The organism is Roseofilum acuticapitatum BLCC-M154, from assembly GCF_030068475.1.
In the GTDB taxonomy this organism is placed as follows: domain Bacteria; phylum Cyanobacteriota; class Cyanobacteriia; order Cyanobacteriales; family Desertifilaceae; genus Roseofilum; species Roseofilum acuticapitatum.
This window is the reverse complement of sequence record NZ_JAQOSP010000150.1, coordinates 1-15,628: the sequence shown is the minus strand read 5'-3', so window position 1 is coordinate 15,628 and position 15,628 is coordinate 1. Positions and strand designations below refer to the sequence as shown.

Here is a 15,628-nt window from a genome sequence, read left to right as displayed (position 1 = left end):
CTAGGACTATAATACCGTTATATCAATCAGCAAGAACCACGTATGAGTTCAGTACAGCTAACCGTAATTCCCCATCAAACGCGATCGGGACTTAACTATCAACATCTTCACATCGAAATTCTCACCGAAAATGGTGTCATTGTCCCCGAAGATCTCAAAGGATTAAAACTACCCAAACTCGACTATTCCCAAGGTGTAATTCTTGAAGGAAAAGCCCCCATTTGGCTCTATGGCTATCTCGTCCATGAATGTCATCCAGCAGCCTGGGTTGCTTGCTATGACACCCGTTTAGGCGGTGTTGTCATTGCCACCCATTCCCCAACCCTTAACGTCAGTCAAGTATTGCCTTTAGACTTACCCACCTTCTCCTAATCAGCCTTATTTTATCATCATGGAAGTCGAATTACAGCGCATTTTTCTGAAGGCAAAAGCACCCGTTAATGACTTAATTCAAACTTTAGCCATCAACCTACTCAAACCCTCAGAACTCATCTCCACTGAAGCCTTACTCAACCTAGAATTTCCTCCAGATTTAGACCCCGATCAACCCTTACTTTTATTTGGTCGCGCTCCCGTCTGGTTATATACCTATCTGGGAGAAAAATTTTCCTCCTTTCCATGGGTAGCCTTTTTTAACATTCAAGCACAAGCGGCGATCGTCGTCATCAGTCACTCTTCTGACATCACCATAGGAGATACCATTCCCCTTGAGTTTAGTAATAATTTGTCCCCCGCGCTCCTAATTGTCGGCCCGCCCAATAGCGGCAAAAGTGTCCTATCTAATACACTTCGGGTACACTTGTCCCAAACTTTACCTTATCTGAGCAGTTACTTACATCGAGCCAACTGGGACGGTGAAGGCAACCACACCTACGAAACCCCAGACAGAGAGCTATCCAAGCGTTTGAAGCAAAAAAACAAAGTTCCAATTTGTAAACACCCTGATTCAGAAAAACTTTTAATACAGTATTTTGAAGATCAAGCCAAGAATACTCGCAAGATTCGCAACGTAGTTGATTTAGCCCTTGTAGATGTAGGAGGTAAACCCGATCCTGTAAAGTTACCCATAGTAGAGGAATGCACCCACTACATCATCATCAGCAGTCAACCGGATCAAATCCCCATTTGGCACAAGCTCTGTCAAGCTTTAACCCCAGTCGCCGTCATTCACAGTGTTTTAGAGGAGAAAGTCGAAGTATTACATACCCAACCCTATCTAGAACTCATTGCTGGAAAGTGGGAGCGTGACCAAAGACCAACTGCACCAGATGTCCTCTTGGAGGTGATTATCAAAAAAATCATAAACTCCAGAGATTGAATTTTACACAGTCACACAGTCAATTTTCAAGAGGTTTAATTATGTCTAAAGTTATCATTTCTACCGTTGGCACAAGCTTATTAACCAAGCAAATCGATAACAAAAACCAAGAAGAACGAGATTGGAACAAAATCCTTCGAGATTATGCCAACTTGACGGCAGAGCAAACACCAGAAAAAGTTAAAGAAATTATTGAAATCTTAAAAACAAGAGCCAAACAAACACTGAAAAATAAATCCATAAAAAATATCAGAGCATCCAGTGCTGAATTGAATGGAATTTACGGACTCTATGAAGAACAGATAGACAAAGCAAAACAAGATGTTCACTGGCTCATTGCTACTGATACAGCTCAAGGAGAAGCTACTGCTCAAGTAGTTAATCAATTTTTAATCAGTCAAAATATACCGGCTCAAGTCTATCAACCCAAAGGACTATCCACTTTGACAACTCAAGCCTTTACTGAAGGAATTGATGATTTACTCGATCATCTTCGATCGGTTTTGGAAGGATACGATAAAGTGATCTTCAATCTTGTGGGCAGCTTCAAGAGCCTACAAGGGTATTTGAATACCATTGGGATGCTCTATGCTGATGAAATTATTTACATTTTTGAAGGAGAAAACTCAGAACTAATTAAGATTCCTCGTTTACCAATTAAAGTTGATGAAGACAAGCTAAAAGAATATGTTGTTCCTTTAGCATTTATGGACACTGGACTAGGCTTATCACCCTCAGAAGTTCAGGGAATTCCAGAAGCTATGATTGGAGATATTGACGGTGAAAAAGTATTGTCAACCTGGGGTAAACTGATTTGGGATGCATCAAAAGAGTCTTTTCTTTCCAAAGATCTATTAGATCTTAAAAGAATCCAGTATAGCGATAGATTTAGAGAAGACTATAACAAAATTAAAAACGATCGAGAACGCACGAAGCTCCAAGAAGTTTTAGTGAAAGTGTCGGTACTCCTTGAGAAGTCCAATGGCAGTACCAGTCTTTTAAAGCAAGATGGTGGAATTCAATACGACAAGTATACCAATAAAGGAGATATTGAGCATTTTCGTGTCACTCAAGGCTTGCGAGTCAGTTGTACTACAGAAAATGGCGTTCTACACTTGCGACGATATGGGAAAGAACCGGAAGTGAATAATAATCCTTGATGCCATTGATTTCTTTTATTGCTAGGAATTAAAAATCATGCCAAAAAATAGTAGTTTATTAACAGAAACAGATCCCATTTCTATAGGCATCGCTTGGTGTCTAGCTTGGGGTGAAGAGCAGCAGCCCCAGATCAGTATTGAAGATCTACAGCAGATGAGAAATATTCTTCTAGCTCAAGGAGATTTACCAGCAGAAGTCAAGCCTTTTGTTGAGCAGGCTCAAAAGTTGGCAGAATTACCTTATCCTGAGACTGTGGAGCAATTGCAACAACTGAGTGAGGAAAATCCCAATTTATGGAATGCCAAGATTGGGTTGGTTTATGGAGGAGCAACAAAAATCAAACAGTATGTTTTTGAAGCATCCAATCTACAAGATATCCGGGGTGCTTCTGCGCTCCTAGATCGCATTAATCTTGTAGATATTCCTGCTTTCTTTGGTCAAGGTGAATCCACTTTAATTAAGCAGTGGTTAGATAAACCAGAAAATTTCCCAGGATTGCATCAGGCTCTCATTCCTGAGTTAATTATTTATTCCACAGGGGGTAATATTCTCGCATTTTGTCCAGCCGCATATATTGATCAACTGGCTAATGCCATTGAAAAGCGATACACCGAAGAAAGTTTAACGGCTAATTCTTGTGCTGTAGGTGATACCTTTCGATTTCTAGAACTCCGTTTCGGTTTACTCAAAGAGCCTATTCAAGAGACTAATTGGCTGGAGTGGTATCAACGCAATAGCTCACATCCTTTAGTTCAAGCCTATTATGGTCAATCAGAATCCGATCCTTCTGAAAACTTCAAAGATCGTAAGAGTTTTAATGAACTGGTTGGTCAATTAGCGACTCGCTTTAATCAGCGTCGCAGTGGCTATGAACAGCCTAAAGAAAACCGTCCAAGTCGTCGTTATCCACCTATGTTTGAAACCCATCCCTATGTGCGACGAGACGAAACTGAACACCGTTCTACTGTGCGTCAAGCTCAACGTTTACCCAGTGAGCCTTGGTTATCTGATTCTCTGGCACGGAAACGAATTGCGGGTCAAAAATCCAAGCGTGATAGTCAAAATGTAGGCTGGTATAAGTCATCAGAATGGCTTGATTGGGAGCCAGGTGAATTTAAAAGTTGGGTGAGCAAATTTGAAGGTTATCTAACCTCTGATGCACTATACCGTAATTGTCCTGAATATCAACATTTAGAAGACTCTCACAAAGAAGCGCGATCGCTCCGTGAATTGGGTAATGTAAGTGAGCCTAAAGGTTTTGTTGCTTATGTTTATGCTGATGGTAATAACATGGGAGGTTATATTCAGAAAATCAAAACACCACAAGAATATCAGAGATTTAGTGAAAATGTATCTGAAGCTACAGAAAAATCCGTTTACAAAGCATTAGAACGCCATCTCAAGCCACGCAAGCTGGAAGGTTTGAATGATTCGGACAATGAAAACCGGAATGGAAAATGGATTCATCCTTTTGAAATTTTGACGATTGGTGGCGATGATGTGATGCTAATTGTACCGGCAGAAAAAGCCTTGGAAATCGCTAAAACTATTGGTGAAGAGTTTGAAAATATTTTACTGATGCTCGATCCTTCTTTGGCAGTATCTTCTGAAAAGATACAGAAACCAGAAAGCACAATTCATCGCTGGAAACTGGGCGAAGCTCCTAGTTCTCACTGTCAACTAAGTATGTCTGTTGGCGTATTAATTACAGCACTGGATACTCCCATTTACTATGCGGAAGACCTAACAAAGCAACTTCTAAAATCTGCTAAGAAAAAAGCAAAAGAAGCGAAGAAAAATGCCAGTTATTATGGGGGTACTATTGACTTTTTGGTAATGAAATCTGTCACGATGCTATCTTCTAGTATTGCAACATTTCGTAAAAAGGGATTAGAGATTGAAGGTAAGCCTAAGCTCAAGCTTTATGCTGCACCCTATACTTTGCATGAAATCGGTGGATTACTGGAAACGGTGAAGGCACTGAAAGATTCTGAATTTCCGCGATCGCAACTTTACCAGGTTCGGAGCTTACTAGAGCAAGGTAAGAATACTGCTATGTTGAACTACCGCTATTTTCGAGTGCGGTTAAAAGAAGAAAAACAACAACCTCTACTCAAAAAATTTGAAGAAGCTTGGTGTCCACCTAAAGATCGGAATAATAGGGGTAATTTAGCACCTTGGATGTCATTAAAAGAAGATTCTAGCACCACCTATGAAACAATTTGGCATGAACTGGTTGATCTGTATCCATTTGTAGAAGAGCCAGACAAAACATCTGAACAATCTATCGAAAGTGAAGCGGAGGTTTCCTAATGGTTCAATTAAGTACATTAATGCCAAATTCTTACCGTACCATTGAGCTAACTGCCTTAATTGATACCGCTTTATGTGTTGGCGCAGGCGGTTCATCGGGTTCTTTAGCAGATAAGCCCATTGTTCGCACTGCTGAGGGTAAATTGTTGATTCCTGGATCTCAGTTAAAAGGTCGCTTGCGCCACGAATGTGAAAAATTACTACGTGGACTAAAATGGCCCATTTGTGAATCTCCTAATCCACAAATGATGTGTCCACAAAGAGCGAATTCTGATGATGAAGAGGGTTTTTATCGAGAAGAATATAAAGTTAACGATGATGAATCTTACCACTGTTTGGTCTGCCAAATTTTTGGTAATCCCACTCTGCGATCGCGGATTCTTGTAGATGATTTAATTTGTCCAGAAGATCCCCAAAATTTACCTGAAGTCCTGCGTCCTGGTGTGACCATTAATCGTCGCCGCCAAACCGCAGAAGAGAAAAAGCTATTTTTCCTGGAAACTTCAGCAATGAATGTAAAACTACCCTTCAAAGGCTCTATTTATCTAGAGCCAAATTGTCCCACTTATGCCAACATTCTCCTCTTATCAGCTATTAAACATATTCATGCATTGGGGGGCAGTAAGTCAGCCGGATTGGGTTGGCTGACTTGGGAAGTAACCGGTGAAAAAGAAAATATCGATCAAAAAGTTTGGAATTTTTTAGCACAAGAGAGTCTCTCATGAAAGAAATTAAACTTAAAATTAAAGCTCTTTCACCATTGGCAATTAGCCGCCAAAAACCGGGAGGTTCAATCAGTGAAGCTCAAGACTATATCCCTGGATCGGTGATTCGCGGTGCAGTTGCTGCTCATATCCTCCACCAGCCTGGTGTTGATCCAGATCGTCCTGGTGGCGATTTTCAGACGCTTTTTGTCGATCGAGAAGCAGCGATTTTTACTAATGCCTACCCAACCGTGGAAGGAGAAGAAGTTTATGTTTTATCAGCAACGGCAGTCAGTTCTAAATCTGACCCTGGTTTCCAATCAGAAAAATCGAGAAATGCCGGTGTTTTTGATACACTAATTGACCGATTTTGTGCAGACTTTCATGGTCAATTGTACGATCCAAATTGTCCAAAAGATGGAAGAAGAGTAGAACCGTTTAGTGGTTTTTATAGTGTTAAAAATGGTCAGTATACATCCCATACTGCTGAAAAGCGATTATTAACTAAAGTGGGGATTAATCGTCGGAGAGCTACCGCAGAAGAGGAGGTACTCTACAGCATTCAAGTGATTAGCGAACATCAAAAAGATAAATGTTTCGAGAGTTATGTTTATTTGAAAGATAGAGAACTTTCCGAAGATTTAGGGAATTATCTTACTTCGAGTCACTTGCGATTGGGGGGATCGACATCGCGGGGATTGGGGAAAGTTGAAATTCAAGCAGAAGTTAAAGATTATAAGTCTGAAACTGAAGCGAGAGTCAATGAATTTAATACGGTTTTGAAAGAACGCTGGAAAGTTTGGAATGACGTTTTTGGAAAATCTCAAGATTCATTGATTCAAGACCATCGGTTTTTTACTCTGGATTTACAGTCTGATGCCATTCTCACGGAGCAATGGCGGCGGACAATGGTAATTTCACCAGCGATGCTCTGTGCTATGACGAAGGTGGAAGATCCTGATTTACGGCTTCATGGAACCTATAGCAGTTATGATTATTGGTCAGGCTGGAATTCTGCATGGGGACTGATGAAAGATGTTGAGCTTATTACTCAGAAAGGAGCGGTTTTTTTGTTCAGTACGTCTAAAATAGAGGTATGGATCGATGCTTTAAAGGAACTAGAATATCAGGGTGTAGGAGATCGCACTCTGGAAGGCTTTGGTCAAGTACAAGTTTGTAACACATTTCATCATATCTTTCGGGAGAATGCAGTATGAGTGTTGACCCAAAACAACGGATTGAACTACAAGTACAAAAAGGTATCCGTGAAGCTGAGGATGAATTGGTTTGTTGGATTGAAGAGGCTTTAAGAAGCACAAACTATCCTAAAACAGGACAGAAGAAACTAGAAGAGGCTCAATTTCGCAACTTGCTTCGAGTATCAGAAACAACGACCAGTTCAGAAGTGATTAAGAATTTTCTCCGCTATCAAGTAGGTAGAGATGACAAATGGGGGTGTGGAGAAGGTTCATTGGCTGAACGCATTATTACTGATATTGATGATCGGTTGAAATCTAAAGCAAGAGAAATTGAGCAAAAAGCAGGAAGTAGCGATGAAAAAGCGATCCATATTGAACTCATTCGGCGCTATCTTGGCTATGGTTCTCGCCGCTTAGTATACCTTAATAAGAAAGAAAATAAACTAAAAAATAACTGAGGTAACCCATGATGTTTGATGTCTTCAAAAACCGGCTAGAACTTACCGGAACTCTGACCACTGTCACCGCTTTGCGAATTTCTAAAGGGCGATCGAGTGAACCTATCGGTTCGGATTTGCCCGTGATTAAAGATGCCCTAGGGAGACCTTTTATTCCGGGTTCAAGCTTTAAAGGAGCATTGCGATCGCGCCTAGAAAGCTTTTTACGTGCCATTGATCCTCAACTAGCTATCGAGCCTAGCGAACTTACCGGATCGACTTGGATACGCTGGCTAAAAGATCAAAAGCAAACGGCGACTAATGATGCCGATTTAACAGTAGCATTGATCGATCAAACCGATCTAGTATCTTGTCTATTTGGTGCGCCTTGGATAGCAGGAAAACTACAAATTCGCGATTTAACAGTCATTTCTGATGCCTGGTTCGGGCAATATCAAGAACGGGATGGTGTTTGCCTAGATCGGGATACAGGAACTGCGGCTGAGGGCAAACTCTATGATTTTCAAGTTGTTCCTGCGGGAACGCCTTTTGAATTTAAAGCCGTGGTTGAAAATGCTGAAGAGTTAGAATTAGGCTTACTCATCATTGGCTTACATCAGTTAGAAACCGAGCAAATTCCCCTGGGGGGCGGGCGATCGCGAGGGTTAGGCGTTGTGCGATTAGAAATTTCAGAGGTTTGCTGGATCGATCCTCAAGATAATCCACAGGAATTGCTCACCTATCTCCAGCGATTAATCAATGATGAAAAAGATAATCACTACAAGCTAATACCTGAACGCTTTGAAGAGTATAAAACCACTTGGACTGAAGCGCTTATCAATCACTTAAGAACTAAAATATCTTCCTCCACTCCAGTTAATTCATAAGGAGAAAATGATGCACCAACGCTATGTCAACCACTGCATTCTTGACCTGAATATTTCTCCCTCTGCCCCGCTCCTGATTAAGTCAGGAAAACAGGGAGCCGATCCCACAAAACCAGATATGGAATTTGTGGATACTTATTATCAGGGAAGACGATCCATTTATCTGCCGGGTAGTTCGCTGAAAGGGGCCATTCGCGCCCACGCGGAGCGGATTGTGCGGACAGTGGGAAGTGATAAAAGACCCACTAATGGCCAGGGAATTTGGGCGAACGATCCGATTAAAGATAACCACGAATATCCCAGTAAAAAATCAGCACCAGAAATTTACAAATTATCCTGTTTTACCGATCAAATGTTTGGCAGCACGGAAATTGCCAGTCGAGTTCGGATTGAAGATGCTTATCCTATCAATTTCCAGCAACTCAAAATAGAAGAACGCAATGGGGTAGCAATTGACCGAGTATTTGGCTCTGTTGCTGTTGGGCCATTTAATTATGAAGTCTGTACTGCTGGTGAATTTCGCACGAAAATTCACCTCAAAAACTTCACTTTGGCACAATTAGGATTGATCGCTTTGGTATTGCGAGATCTGGATGATGGATGGTTTGGTTTGGGTTATGCTAAGTCTCGCGGGATGGGATTAGTTAAAGTGGCTTTTAATCAGGCAGTTGTTCAGTATTCTGGTTGTATTTTAGACAATGAACAAATTAAGGCAATCGGTGCAAATCGGCAATGGGATAAAACGATGTTATTGGGAGCTGGAGAATTTTTAGATACTGATGAAGCTAATAAATACGGATTTTATCAACCCGATCGCCAACCAACACCTGTAGCTGGATCGCTGATGGAATTTGGATTTGGGGTGAAACTTACCTGGTCAGGAGCAGAACAGGTTAAAGATTTATTTATACGGTCAGTGAAGGCATGGAGTAAGCTTTTGGGGGGGGAAGCATGAGCGCATTTGTAGGAACTTATACTGTTGATTCAGCAGAGGAATTGCGATCGCTCCTAGAATCGCTCAAAACAGAAAAGTCTTATTTCTTTCTCAGGTGGCCTCACCAAGTCAGTGGCTTTTGCCAGAGTTTACCTGTAGATTTTCCCAGTCCAGAGGGTCAAATATTTGATGACCACAAAGAACTTCGCTGGCAAAAACAAGGAGAAAGTTTTAGCCTATTATTATTGAATGAAGACGGGATACATGAAAATTTTCAGCCTCTCGGTAAAACTTGGTTAACCAAGATTCAACCTGCCCATCTCTACCGCAAAAATGAGACTCGCTTTCCCAAGAAAATTCACCATCAACCGATTAATCTGGGTCAGCGTTACTTTATTGATGTAGAAACTTCTACGGTTCACTTTGTCGCCCTTACTATTCTTTAAAAAGTTATGCCTAACCCACCTAATCGACCCATCCTACCTAAAAAACCCGATCCTCAGAATTCTGGATCAAAACCCTACGATCTAGTGCCATTTCCCGCAAAAAAACCGGATCTTAAGCCTCCGGTGGGACACGATCGCTACTGCAAAGATCTTCTGCATGGTAAGCTCACTTTAAGGCTAACGGTGAAAACTCCTGTGCATATATCCACTGGAATTTTAGTGATGGGAACAGATATTGGTGAGCGTGCGCCACTCATTCAAACCATGACTCAAGGACAGCAACAAAAACTGATTATTCCTGGCAGTTCTTTTAAAGGGGTTGTGCGCTCTATTTATGAGGCAATTACTAACAGTACCCTTGCAGTAGTTAGCGATAAAGATAAGATGCCTCCAGATCGGCTACCTTGCCGAAAAAAAGATCAACTTTGTCCAGCTAGTCTTGTTTTTGGTGCATTGAATTGGCAAGGCTTAATTCACTTTACTGATGCTATTTGCGAACAAGTGAAGCCAGTTACTGGTTCTATGCGGTCACTTTATGCTCCTTCTGATAAGCGAAAAGCTTACTTTAAAAATGGGAAAGCTATTGGACGAAAATTTTACTATAATGCAGTGGAGGCTGTGAGTAAGGGTGGTGTTTCAGTCCAGCAGGCAGGAACTGAGTATCAGTTTAAAACAACTCTCCAATTTAAGAATTTATCCTTCGCTCAGTTTGGGACGCTATTAGTTTCTCTTGGTCAAGATCCCAACTATGCGATCGCCCTTAAAGTCGGTGGTGGTAAACCCGTTGGCATGGGTACAATGAAGGTTGAAATTGAAGCCCTAGAACAGCCTGAAAATTGGAAACAGCGATACCATCAGTATACTATTTCGGACAGCGATCGCCTCACCGATCAAGCGCGACAGGATTTAGTGAATCAGGCATTAACAGCAGCTCATGATAGCTTGATTGAAAAACAACAACTTGAAAAACTGGCTCAGATCCTGAAATGGCCAACAAATTACCATGCACCAGAGGAGAGTTACTGATGAAAACAGCAGATTTAACCCCGACTCAATGGCAAGTAGCTGAGGCGATCGCCGATCAACTGGTACGTGATGATACTGATCATAATGAATTTCGCAAAACCCTCTCCTATCTTCGCGTCTACAGCGATCGCGCAGATGCTGGCAAAAAATTCTTTGACTATTTGAAGACATTGGATCGTCATGGCAATACGATTGCCCGTAGTGGAAAAACCCAACAATATTTTAAAAGTATTGCTCAAACTTGCCAAAAGCATCTTAAAGATTATCAGGATGATATAGCCGTCATGCTGAACATTTTAGGCTGGGCGGCTCGATTGATGCAGTATTACAAAAAGACTCCCATTGGCGAAAAAGCTCCCATTTCCAATGATATTCCTTCTGATAAACAACAGGTACGTCAAGAAAAGTTAGAACAGTTCCGAGATCAGATTACACTAGAGGTAGGTAAGCAAATAAAGGCTAGTGTTGTTGAAAAGAAAAAGGGCAACAAAGTCAAGTACGAAATTGCCGGAATTTTTTATGAAGAAAAAGAACCGAAAAACTTTAATGACATTTCTGACAGTGGCAAAGTAACTGTAGAAATTAAATCGCTCAAGGAAGATGGTACGATTAATCATGTGAAATTTGTCAAGACTTAAAGAACTCTTGCCCATCCAGAAGCCCGATCTGCCAACTCCCTAGCCCAAGAAGCCCCTAATTAAGTTAGGATCGGACGTAATTTGCAAACCGTCATGGGTACTCCTCCAAGCCAGCAACCATGAAAGCCTGGGAATTTCTGATTCAAAAAGAAGGCGATCGCGCCTGGTTACCCCTAGAACCCCCTAGGGTAGAAGTCTTAGAGGGGCAATATCGTTTGGTGCTTCGCTCTCCCTATCCGCAAACGGCGATCGCCATTCACCTCAGCTACCAACTCCAACCCTCATCCCCTCCCCAAGTTCAAACCCGTCAGCACCAAACCAACAAAGAAGGGCTGATGGTTGTCTTTCCCTATACTTACCTAAAACCGGGATTGTGGGAAATTGCTTGTATTGCCCATCCCGAAAACCAGCCCAACCAAACCTATCAGGTATCCCTAGAATCCTTATGTTTAGCTCCAGAACCCGATGAAACAGAACCAGAAATAGAGGAGGATGGGCTACAAAAACCAGAAGACTATGATAGTAGCTTCTTTGACGTTCCTCCCCCCCCAGAACGACCTAAACCCAAACCTAGCCCAGTATTAGAAACCTCCTCATCCTGGGAAAGCGTCGATCTATCCTCCCTGGAACTGATCCTCGATCGCACCATGGTTGTTGCTGAAAATAATGCCCCCATTACCCTCACCGGACAGTTGCGCGGCGATCGCCCCCAAACCTTCCCCCAACCCATTGGTTTGCAACTGGCGATCGCCCTCAAAAACCCCCAAAACCTAGAAACCCTACAAGAACTCAAACACCAGCTTATTCTACACAGCCTTCCCGTTCCCTTTGAATACAGCTTTAAACTACCCCCCTTAACCTCCCTATGCTTTATCCTCGGACAAGCTCAACTCTTTGACTCCTGGGCAACTCCCGCTCTTCCCGCTCAAGGAACACCTACCCCCCCAACTCCCCTGACAGAAACCCAATTTAGTATTACCATGGGCTTGCAACAACTGATGGCTGCCATCACCGATCGCCGAGAAACCGAAGAAACCCCTAAACCCACCATCCTACCCTTCCCCCTCACCGGCGATCCCATCCCCCCACCTCCCCCAGTCAAACCCCCCTCCGTCAACCTCGATCTGTTTAACATCGCCAAAACCTCCCCAGCAGAAACCGATCGCCCCTGGGAACCCTCCGTATCCCCCTCCCTTCCTCCCCAACTCTTTCCCCCCTCCGACTCTCCCAAAGTCAAATATCTACAATTACCCTCCCTGAACGGAATCCAACCCCCACCCGATCCCAATTTACCCCAGCTTCCCCCCTCTTCTGAACCCCCCAAACCCAAGCTCAATCTGACTTTACCGCCCCTGAAGCTCAACCGCCAACCCCAGGAGGAGCAACCGGAATCCCCGGAGTCATCCCCCCTTTCCCCCGTGGATGAAGCCTTCCATTCCCTCCACCTGCAAGATAAATTTAGCGAGCGACTCAACGATCTAGCCAAAGATGCAGAAGATTGGGTTGAAGATAATACAGACGCAGATGAGGAAGAGGACGATGATGTGATTGAGGGGGAACTCGTAGAAGAGGAAGATGACTCCACCGATCGCTTAGAAGAAACCCCCCGTTTTCCCTTACTCCTCGCACCAGCAGCCGAATCCCAAGAAATTGTCTTAGATCGAGGCGATCACCAGTTGGATCTCCCTCAGACTCCAGAAGCACCATCTGAGTCAGAACCCCCCTCATTTCTCCCTCCCGTGCCCATTCCCATGGTGGAAGCACCAGAGCGAGATTGGATCGCCGAAGAAATCATTCCCATCAAAGCCTCTTTAGCCACCCGATCGCCCCATATCCACATTAAATACTGGTTAGTCGATGCCCAAACCCGTACCCTCTTAGATGAACCCCATTGGATCGTCGATCTGGTTCCTGATGGCCATAACTCTCGCAGTATCATGTTTAACTTTACTGTCCCCAAAGGAGCCATGGAAATCCAATTTGAGGCGATCGCCGTTGAACTGCTCACCCAACGGGAAAGCCATAAAACCAGTTTCCGCCGCCTGATTATTCCCCCCAACTTCCGGGAAGTGACATTTGAGGAACTCGAATCCTAGGGCAATTCCAGAGGCTCTTGCTAAACTAGAAAAAACGCTAAACTCTTATCGGGTCTATCTTCCCATGTCCTTAATCTCTAAGCTTTCCTGGATCGGACTAACCCCTCTGCTCCTCAACCTCATCTCCCCAGTCAGTGCCCAACTTCCCATTCCCCAATCTCCCGGTTTTGAAGACTTCCTTCCCACCCTGTTAACTCCCCTAGAAGCTCAAACTTATCAGGCGATCGGCGAAAAAAAGGCGATCGCCCTAGCCCAACAAACATGCAGCGCCCTCAACTCCGGACAAACCCTAGAAGAGCAGATTAATACTGTTGCTCAACAACTCGTTGCAGATGGCATCACCACAGAACAAGCACAGGCGATCGGATTATTCAGTGGTAAAGTAATTGCCGCCGCCGTCGTCACCCTTTGCCCCCAACATATCACCCAATTACAAGAACTAGAACTCCCCACCCCATAATCAACAATCGTCAGGGAAAAGCATCTACATTATTCTGTATTCTGTTCTAAACTAGCTATTCCCAACTATGCCCATCATTCTCACCCTGACCGTTGTTGTTCTTGGTTTAATTTCTTTCATTACTGAATGGCTTCCTGCGGATATTACTGCCCTCTCCATTGCCATTGCCTTAATGTTACTGGGTTTAGTGACTCCTGAAGAAGGAGTTTCTGGCTTTAGTAACTCTGCCACCATCACCGTCATGGCCATGTTTATCCTCAGTGCAGGAATTACTAAAACCGGAGTGATTCAAGTCGTTCGCAACTGGATACTTCGTTGGGCAGGCAATCATCCCTCACAGCAAATCTTTGTCATGGGTTCCATTGTTGGCCCCATCTCCGGATTCATTAATAATACTGCCATTGTCGCCATCTTTCTCCCCATTATCGAAGAGTGGAGTAAACGCAAAAAAATCTCCCCCAGTAAACTCCTCATCCCCCTATCCTATTCGACCATCTTAGGCGGATTAATCACCCTAATTGGCACATCAACCAATATCCTCGCCAGTGGGGTATCTGCCCAACTCGGCTATGGTGAATTTTCAGTATTTCAATTTACTAAATTGGGCTTAATGGTCTTTATTATTGGTTTAACCTATCTCTCCTTAGTCGCTCCAAAATTACTCCCCAATCATGAAAATGACCTTATAGGACAAGACTATAACCTCAAAGACTATGTAAGTGAAGTGGTCATTAGTCCTCGTTCAAGCTTGATTGGTAAAACATTACAACAAACCAAAATTCAGCGTAAATTTGACTTAGATGTTCTGGAAATTATTCGTGATAAACAACGCTTTTCCCAACCTCTAGCTGATAAAGTCTTAAATGCTGGAGATATTCTCGTGATTCGCAGCAGCCGCGAAGAATTACTCAAAATTAGAGAATCCAATGGACTCGAAATTTTAGCTGATGTCAAATTTCAAGAAAAACCCCTAGAAGAAGTCCTCGCTTCTGGAGAAGAAAAAATTGCTGAAGTTTTGATTTTATCCAATTCTAGATTAATTGGAACCACCTTAAAAGACCTGAGATTTAGACAACGCTACAATGCTACAGTTTTAGCCATTAGAAGAGGTTCCGAATTAGTCCAAGGACGGCTGGGAAAAATTCCTCTTAAGTTTGGTGACTTGCTCTTAGTTCAAGGGCCAAAACAGAGCTTTGTCGGGCTACAAACTACCCGCGAATTGCTGGTTTTAGAAGAAAAAAAAGTCAGTATTGTCAGACGCAAAAAAGCTAAAATAGCTCTGGCAATTACCGTGGGAGTCATCTTGTTAGCTGCTTTTAATATTGTGCCGATCTTGGTGAGTGCTTTAACTGGTGTAGTCTTAATGATTGTAACGGGATGCTTAAAACCAGGGGAAATTTATGGTGCGGTGCGCTGGGATGTCATTTTCCTTTTAGCCGGTTTGATTCCCCTCGGTATAGCTATGACTAAATCAGGTGCAACTCAATGGTTAGCAGAAAATTTAATTAGTTTAGGAGGGCATTTATCGGGTTATTGGATACTTTTATTCTTCTTTATCATTACTTCACTCCTTACTGAAATTCTTTCCAATAATGCCTCAGTGATTCTGATGTTACCTATTGCGGTCGAAGTGTCTAAAACCCTAGGCTTAAACCCCTATGCCTTTATGTATGCGGTCACTTTCGCTGCTTCTAATAGCTTTATGACTCCGATTGGATATCAAACGAATGCTATGGTATATAGTCCGGGAGGCTATAAGTTTTTTGATTTTACTAAAGTGGGCGCACCCTTGAGTATATTAATGATGTTTACGGTTCCCTTGTTGATTACTTTTATCTATGGTTTATAGGGATTAATATCAAGTCCGCTTTCCGCAAGCGGACATGAAAATTTGTTAAGAAGCGGGCAAGATGCCCGCACTCCTCGAATTCTTTGATACAGCACTTCGCGATCTTGTGAGGTATAGCCAGACAGATCCCCCTAAATCCCCCTTAAAAAGGGGGACTTTT

The 15,628-nt window shown here is 42.8% G+C and carries 15 protein-coding genes; all 15 read left to right on the top strand.

Annotated features, from left to right (window positions below; all coding sequences use genetic code 11):
* Nucleotides 1-42: 42 nt before the first annotated feature.
* The 15 genes from crn3 (at nt 43) to PMG71_RS23160 (ending at nt 15,468) form a co-directional block, all read left to right on the top strand.
* Complete coding sequence (gene crn3 / locus PMG71_RS23230) at nt 43-372, top strand: CRISPR-associated ring nuclease Crn3/Csx3 (protein ID WP_283756118.1); 330 nt, start codon at nt 43-45, stop codon at nt 370-372.
* 19 nt (nt 373-391) lie between these two features.
* Nucleotides 392-1,318 carry a CRISPR-associated protein Csx3 gene (locus tag PMG71_RS23225; RefSeq protein WP_283756117.1) on the top strand — a complete coding sequence of 309 codons (927 nt, stop codon included), beginning with the start codon at nt 392-394 and terminating at the stop codon, nt 1,316-1,318.
* Between the two features lie 41 nt (nt 1,319-1,359).
* Nucleotides 1,360-2,478 carry a hypothetical protein gene (locus tag PMG71_RS23220; RefSeq protein WP_283756116.1) on the top strand — a complete coding sequence of 373 codons (1,119 nt, stop codon included), beginning with the start codon at nt 1,360-1,362 and terminating at the stop codon, nt 2,476-2,478.
* 37 nt (nt 2,479-2,515) lie between these two features.
* Nucleotides 2,516-4,792, top strand: a complete 2,277-nt coding sequence (gene cas10 / locus PMG71_RS23215) for a type III-B CRISPR-associated protein Cas10/Cmr2 (protein WP_283756115.1) — start codon at nt 2,516-2,518, stop codon at nt 4,790-4,792.
* The gene (locus PMG71_RS23210; protein ID WP_430541030.1) at nt 4,792-5,517 is read left to right on the top strand and encodes an RAMP superfamily CRISPR-associated protein; all 726 of its coding nucleotides are present in this window, start codon (nt 4,792-4,794) and stop codon (nt 5,515-5,517) included. Before cas10 ends, PMG71_RS23210 begins: the two co-directional genes overlap by 1 nt.
* Nucleotides 5,514-6,713: a type III-D CRISPR-associated RAMP protein Csx10 gene (gene csx10, locus PMG71_RS23205; protein ID WP_283756113.1), complete on the top strand. Its 1,200-nt coding sequence runs from the start codon at nt 5,514-5,516 to the stop codon at nt 6,711-6,713. The genes PMG71_RS23210 and csx10 overlap by 4 nt, the downstream gene beginning before the upstream one ends.
* Nucleotides 6,710-7,153, top strand: a complete 444-nt coding sequence (locus PMG71_RS23200) for a hypothetical protein (RefSeq protein WP_283756112.1) — start codon at nt 6,710-6,712, stop codon at nt 7,151-7,153. The genes csx10 and PMG71_RS23200 overlap by 4 nt, the downstream gene beginning before the upstream one ends.
* 11 nt (nt 7,154-7,164) lie before the next feature.
* The gene (gene csx7, locus PMG71_RS23195) at nt 7,165-8,019 is read left to right on the top strand and encodes a type III CRISPR-associated RAMP protein Csx7 (protein WP_347179382.1); all 855 of its coding nucleotides are present in this window, start codon (nt 7,165-7,167) and stop codon (nt 8,017-8,019) included.
* Nucleotides 8,020-8,029: 10 nt separating this feature from the next.
* Nucleotides 8,030-8,974 carry an RAMP superfamily CRISPR-associated protein gene (locus PMG71_RS23190; protein WP_347179381.1) on the top strand — a complete coding sequence of 315 codons (945 nt, stop codon included), beginning with the start codon at nt 8,030-8,032 and terminating at the stop codon, nt 8,972-8,974.
* On the top strand, nt 8,971-9,399 hold the full coding sequence (locus PMG71_RS23185) for a hypothetical protein (protein ID WP_283756109.1): 429 nt from the start codon (nt 8,971-8,973) through the stop codon (nt 9,397-9,399). Before PMG71_RS23190 ends, PMG71_RS23185 begins: the two co-directional genes overlap by 4 nt.
* 6 nt (nt 9,400-9,405) lie before the next feature.
* Nucleotides 9,406-10,425: an RAMP superfamily CRISPR-associated protein gene (locus PMG71_RS23180; protein ID WP_283756108.1), complete on the top strand. Its 1,020-nt coding sequence runs from the start codon at nt 9,406-9,408 to the stop codon at nt 10,423-10,425.
* Entirely contained in the window at nt 10,425-11,063 is a 639-nt protein-coding gene (locus PMG71_RS23175) for a hypothetical protein (protein ID WP_283756107.1), read from the top strand. Before PMG71_RS23180 ends, PMG71_RS23175 begins: the two co-directional genes overlap by 1 nt.
* A gap of 119 nt (nt 11,064-11,182) precedes the next feature.
* Entirely contained in the window at nt 11,183-13,159 is a 1,977-nt protein-coding gene (locus PMG71_RS23170; RefSeq protein ID WP_283756106.1) for a hypothetical protein, read from the top strand.
* Between the two features lie 64 nt (nt 13,160-13,223).
* Nucleotides 13,224-13,619 (top strand): DUF732 domain-containing protein, encoded by a 396-nt coding sequence (locus PMG71_RS23165; protein WP_283756105.1) that lies wholly within the window; start codon nt 13,224-13,226, stop codon nt 13,617-13,619.
* A gap of 67 nt (nt 13,620-13,686) precedes the next feature.
* Nucleotides 13,687-15,468, top strand: coding sequence for an SLC13 family permease (locus PMG71_RS23160; RefSeq protein ID WP_283756104.1), 1,782 nt, complete (start codon nt 13,687-13,689; stop codon nt 15,466-15,468).
* The last annotated feature ends 160 nt before the right edge of the window (nt 15,469-15,628 follow it).

Coding starts and splice junctions, on each gene's coding strand:
- PMG71_RS23180 (WP_283756108.1), top strand. CDS start 9,406: ATGCCTAACCCACCTAATCGACCCATCCTACCTAAAAAACCCGATCCT.
- PMG71_RS23165 (WP_283756105.1), top strand. CDS start 13,224: ATGTCCTTAATCTCTAAGCTTTCCTGGATCGGACTAACCCCTCTGCTC.
- PMG71_RS23220 (WP_283756116.1), top strand. CDS start 1,360: ATGTCTAAAGTTATCATTTCTACCGTTGGCACAAGCTTATTAACCAAG.
- crn3 (WP_283756118.1), top strand. CDS start 43: ATGAGTTCAGTACAGCTAACCGTAATTCCCCATCAAACGCGATCGGGA.
- PMG71_RS23185 (WP_283756109.1), top strand. CDS start 8,971: ATGAGCGCATTTGTAGGAACTTATACTGTTGATTCAGCAGAGGAATTG.
- PMG71_RS23175 (WP_283756107.1), top strand. CDS start 10,425: ATGAAAACAGCAGATTTAACCCCGACTCAATGGCAAGTAGCTGAGGCG.
- cas10 (WP_283756115.1), top strand. CDS start 2,516: ATGCCAAAAAATAGTAGTTTATTAACAGAAACAGATCCCATTTCTATA.
- PMG71_RS23200 (WP_283756112.1), top strand. CDS start 6,710: ATGAGTGTTGACCCAAAACAACGGATTGAACTACAAGTACAAAAAGGT.
- PMG71_RS23190 (WP_347179381.1), top strand. CDS start 8,030: ATGCACCAACGCTATGTCAACCACTGCATTCTTGACCTGAATATTTCT.
- PMG71_RS23225 (WP_283756117.1), top strand. CDS start 392: ATGGAAGTCGAATTACAGCGCATTTTTCTGAAGGCAAAAGCACCCGTT.
- csx10 (WP_283756113.1), top strand. CDS start 5,514: ATGAAAGAAATTAAACTTAAAATTAAAGCTCTTTCACCATTGGCAATT.
- PMG71_RS23160 (WP_283756104.1), top strand. CDS start 13,687: ATGCCCATCATTCTCACCCTGACCGTTGTTGTTCTTGGTTTAATTTCT.
- PMG71_RS23210 (WP_430541030.1), top strand. CDS start 4,792: ATGGTTCAATTAAGTACATTAATGCCAAATTCTTACCGTACCATTGAG.
- csx7 (WP_347179382.1), top strand. CDS start 7,165: ATGTTTGATGTCTTCAAAAACCGGCTAGAACTTACCGGAACTCTGACC.
- PMG71_RS23170 (WP_283756106.1), top strand. CDS start 11,183: ATGAAAGCCTGGGAATTTCTGATTCAAAAAGAAGGCGATCGCGCCTGG.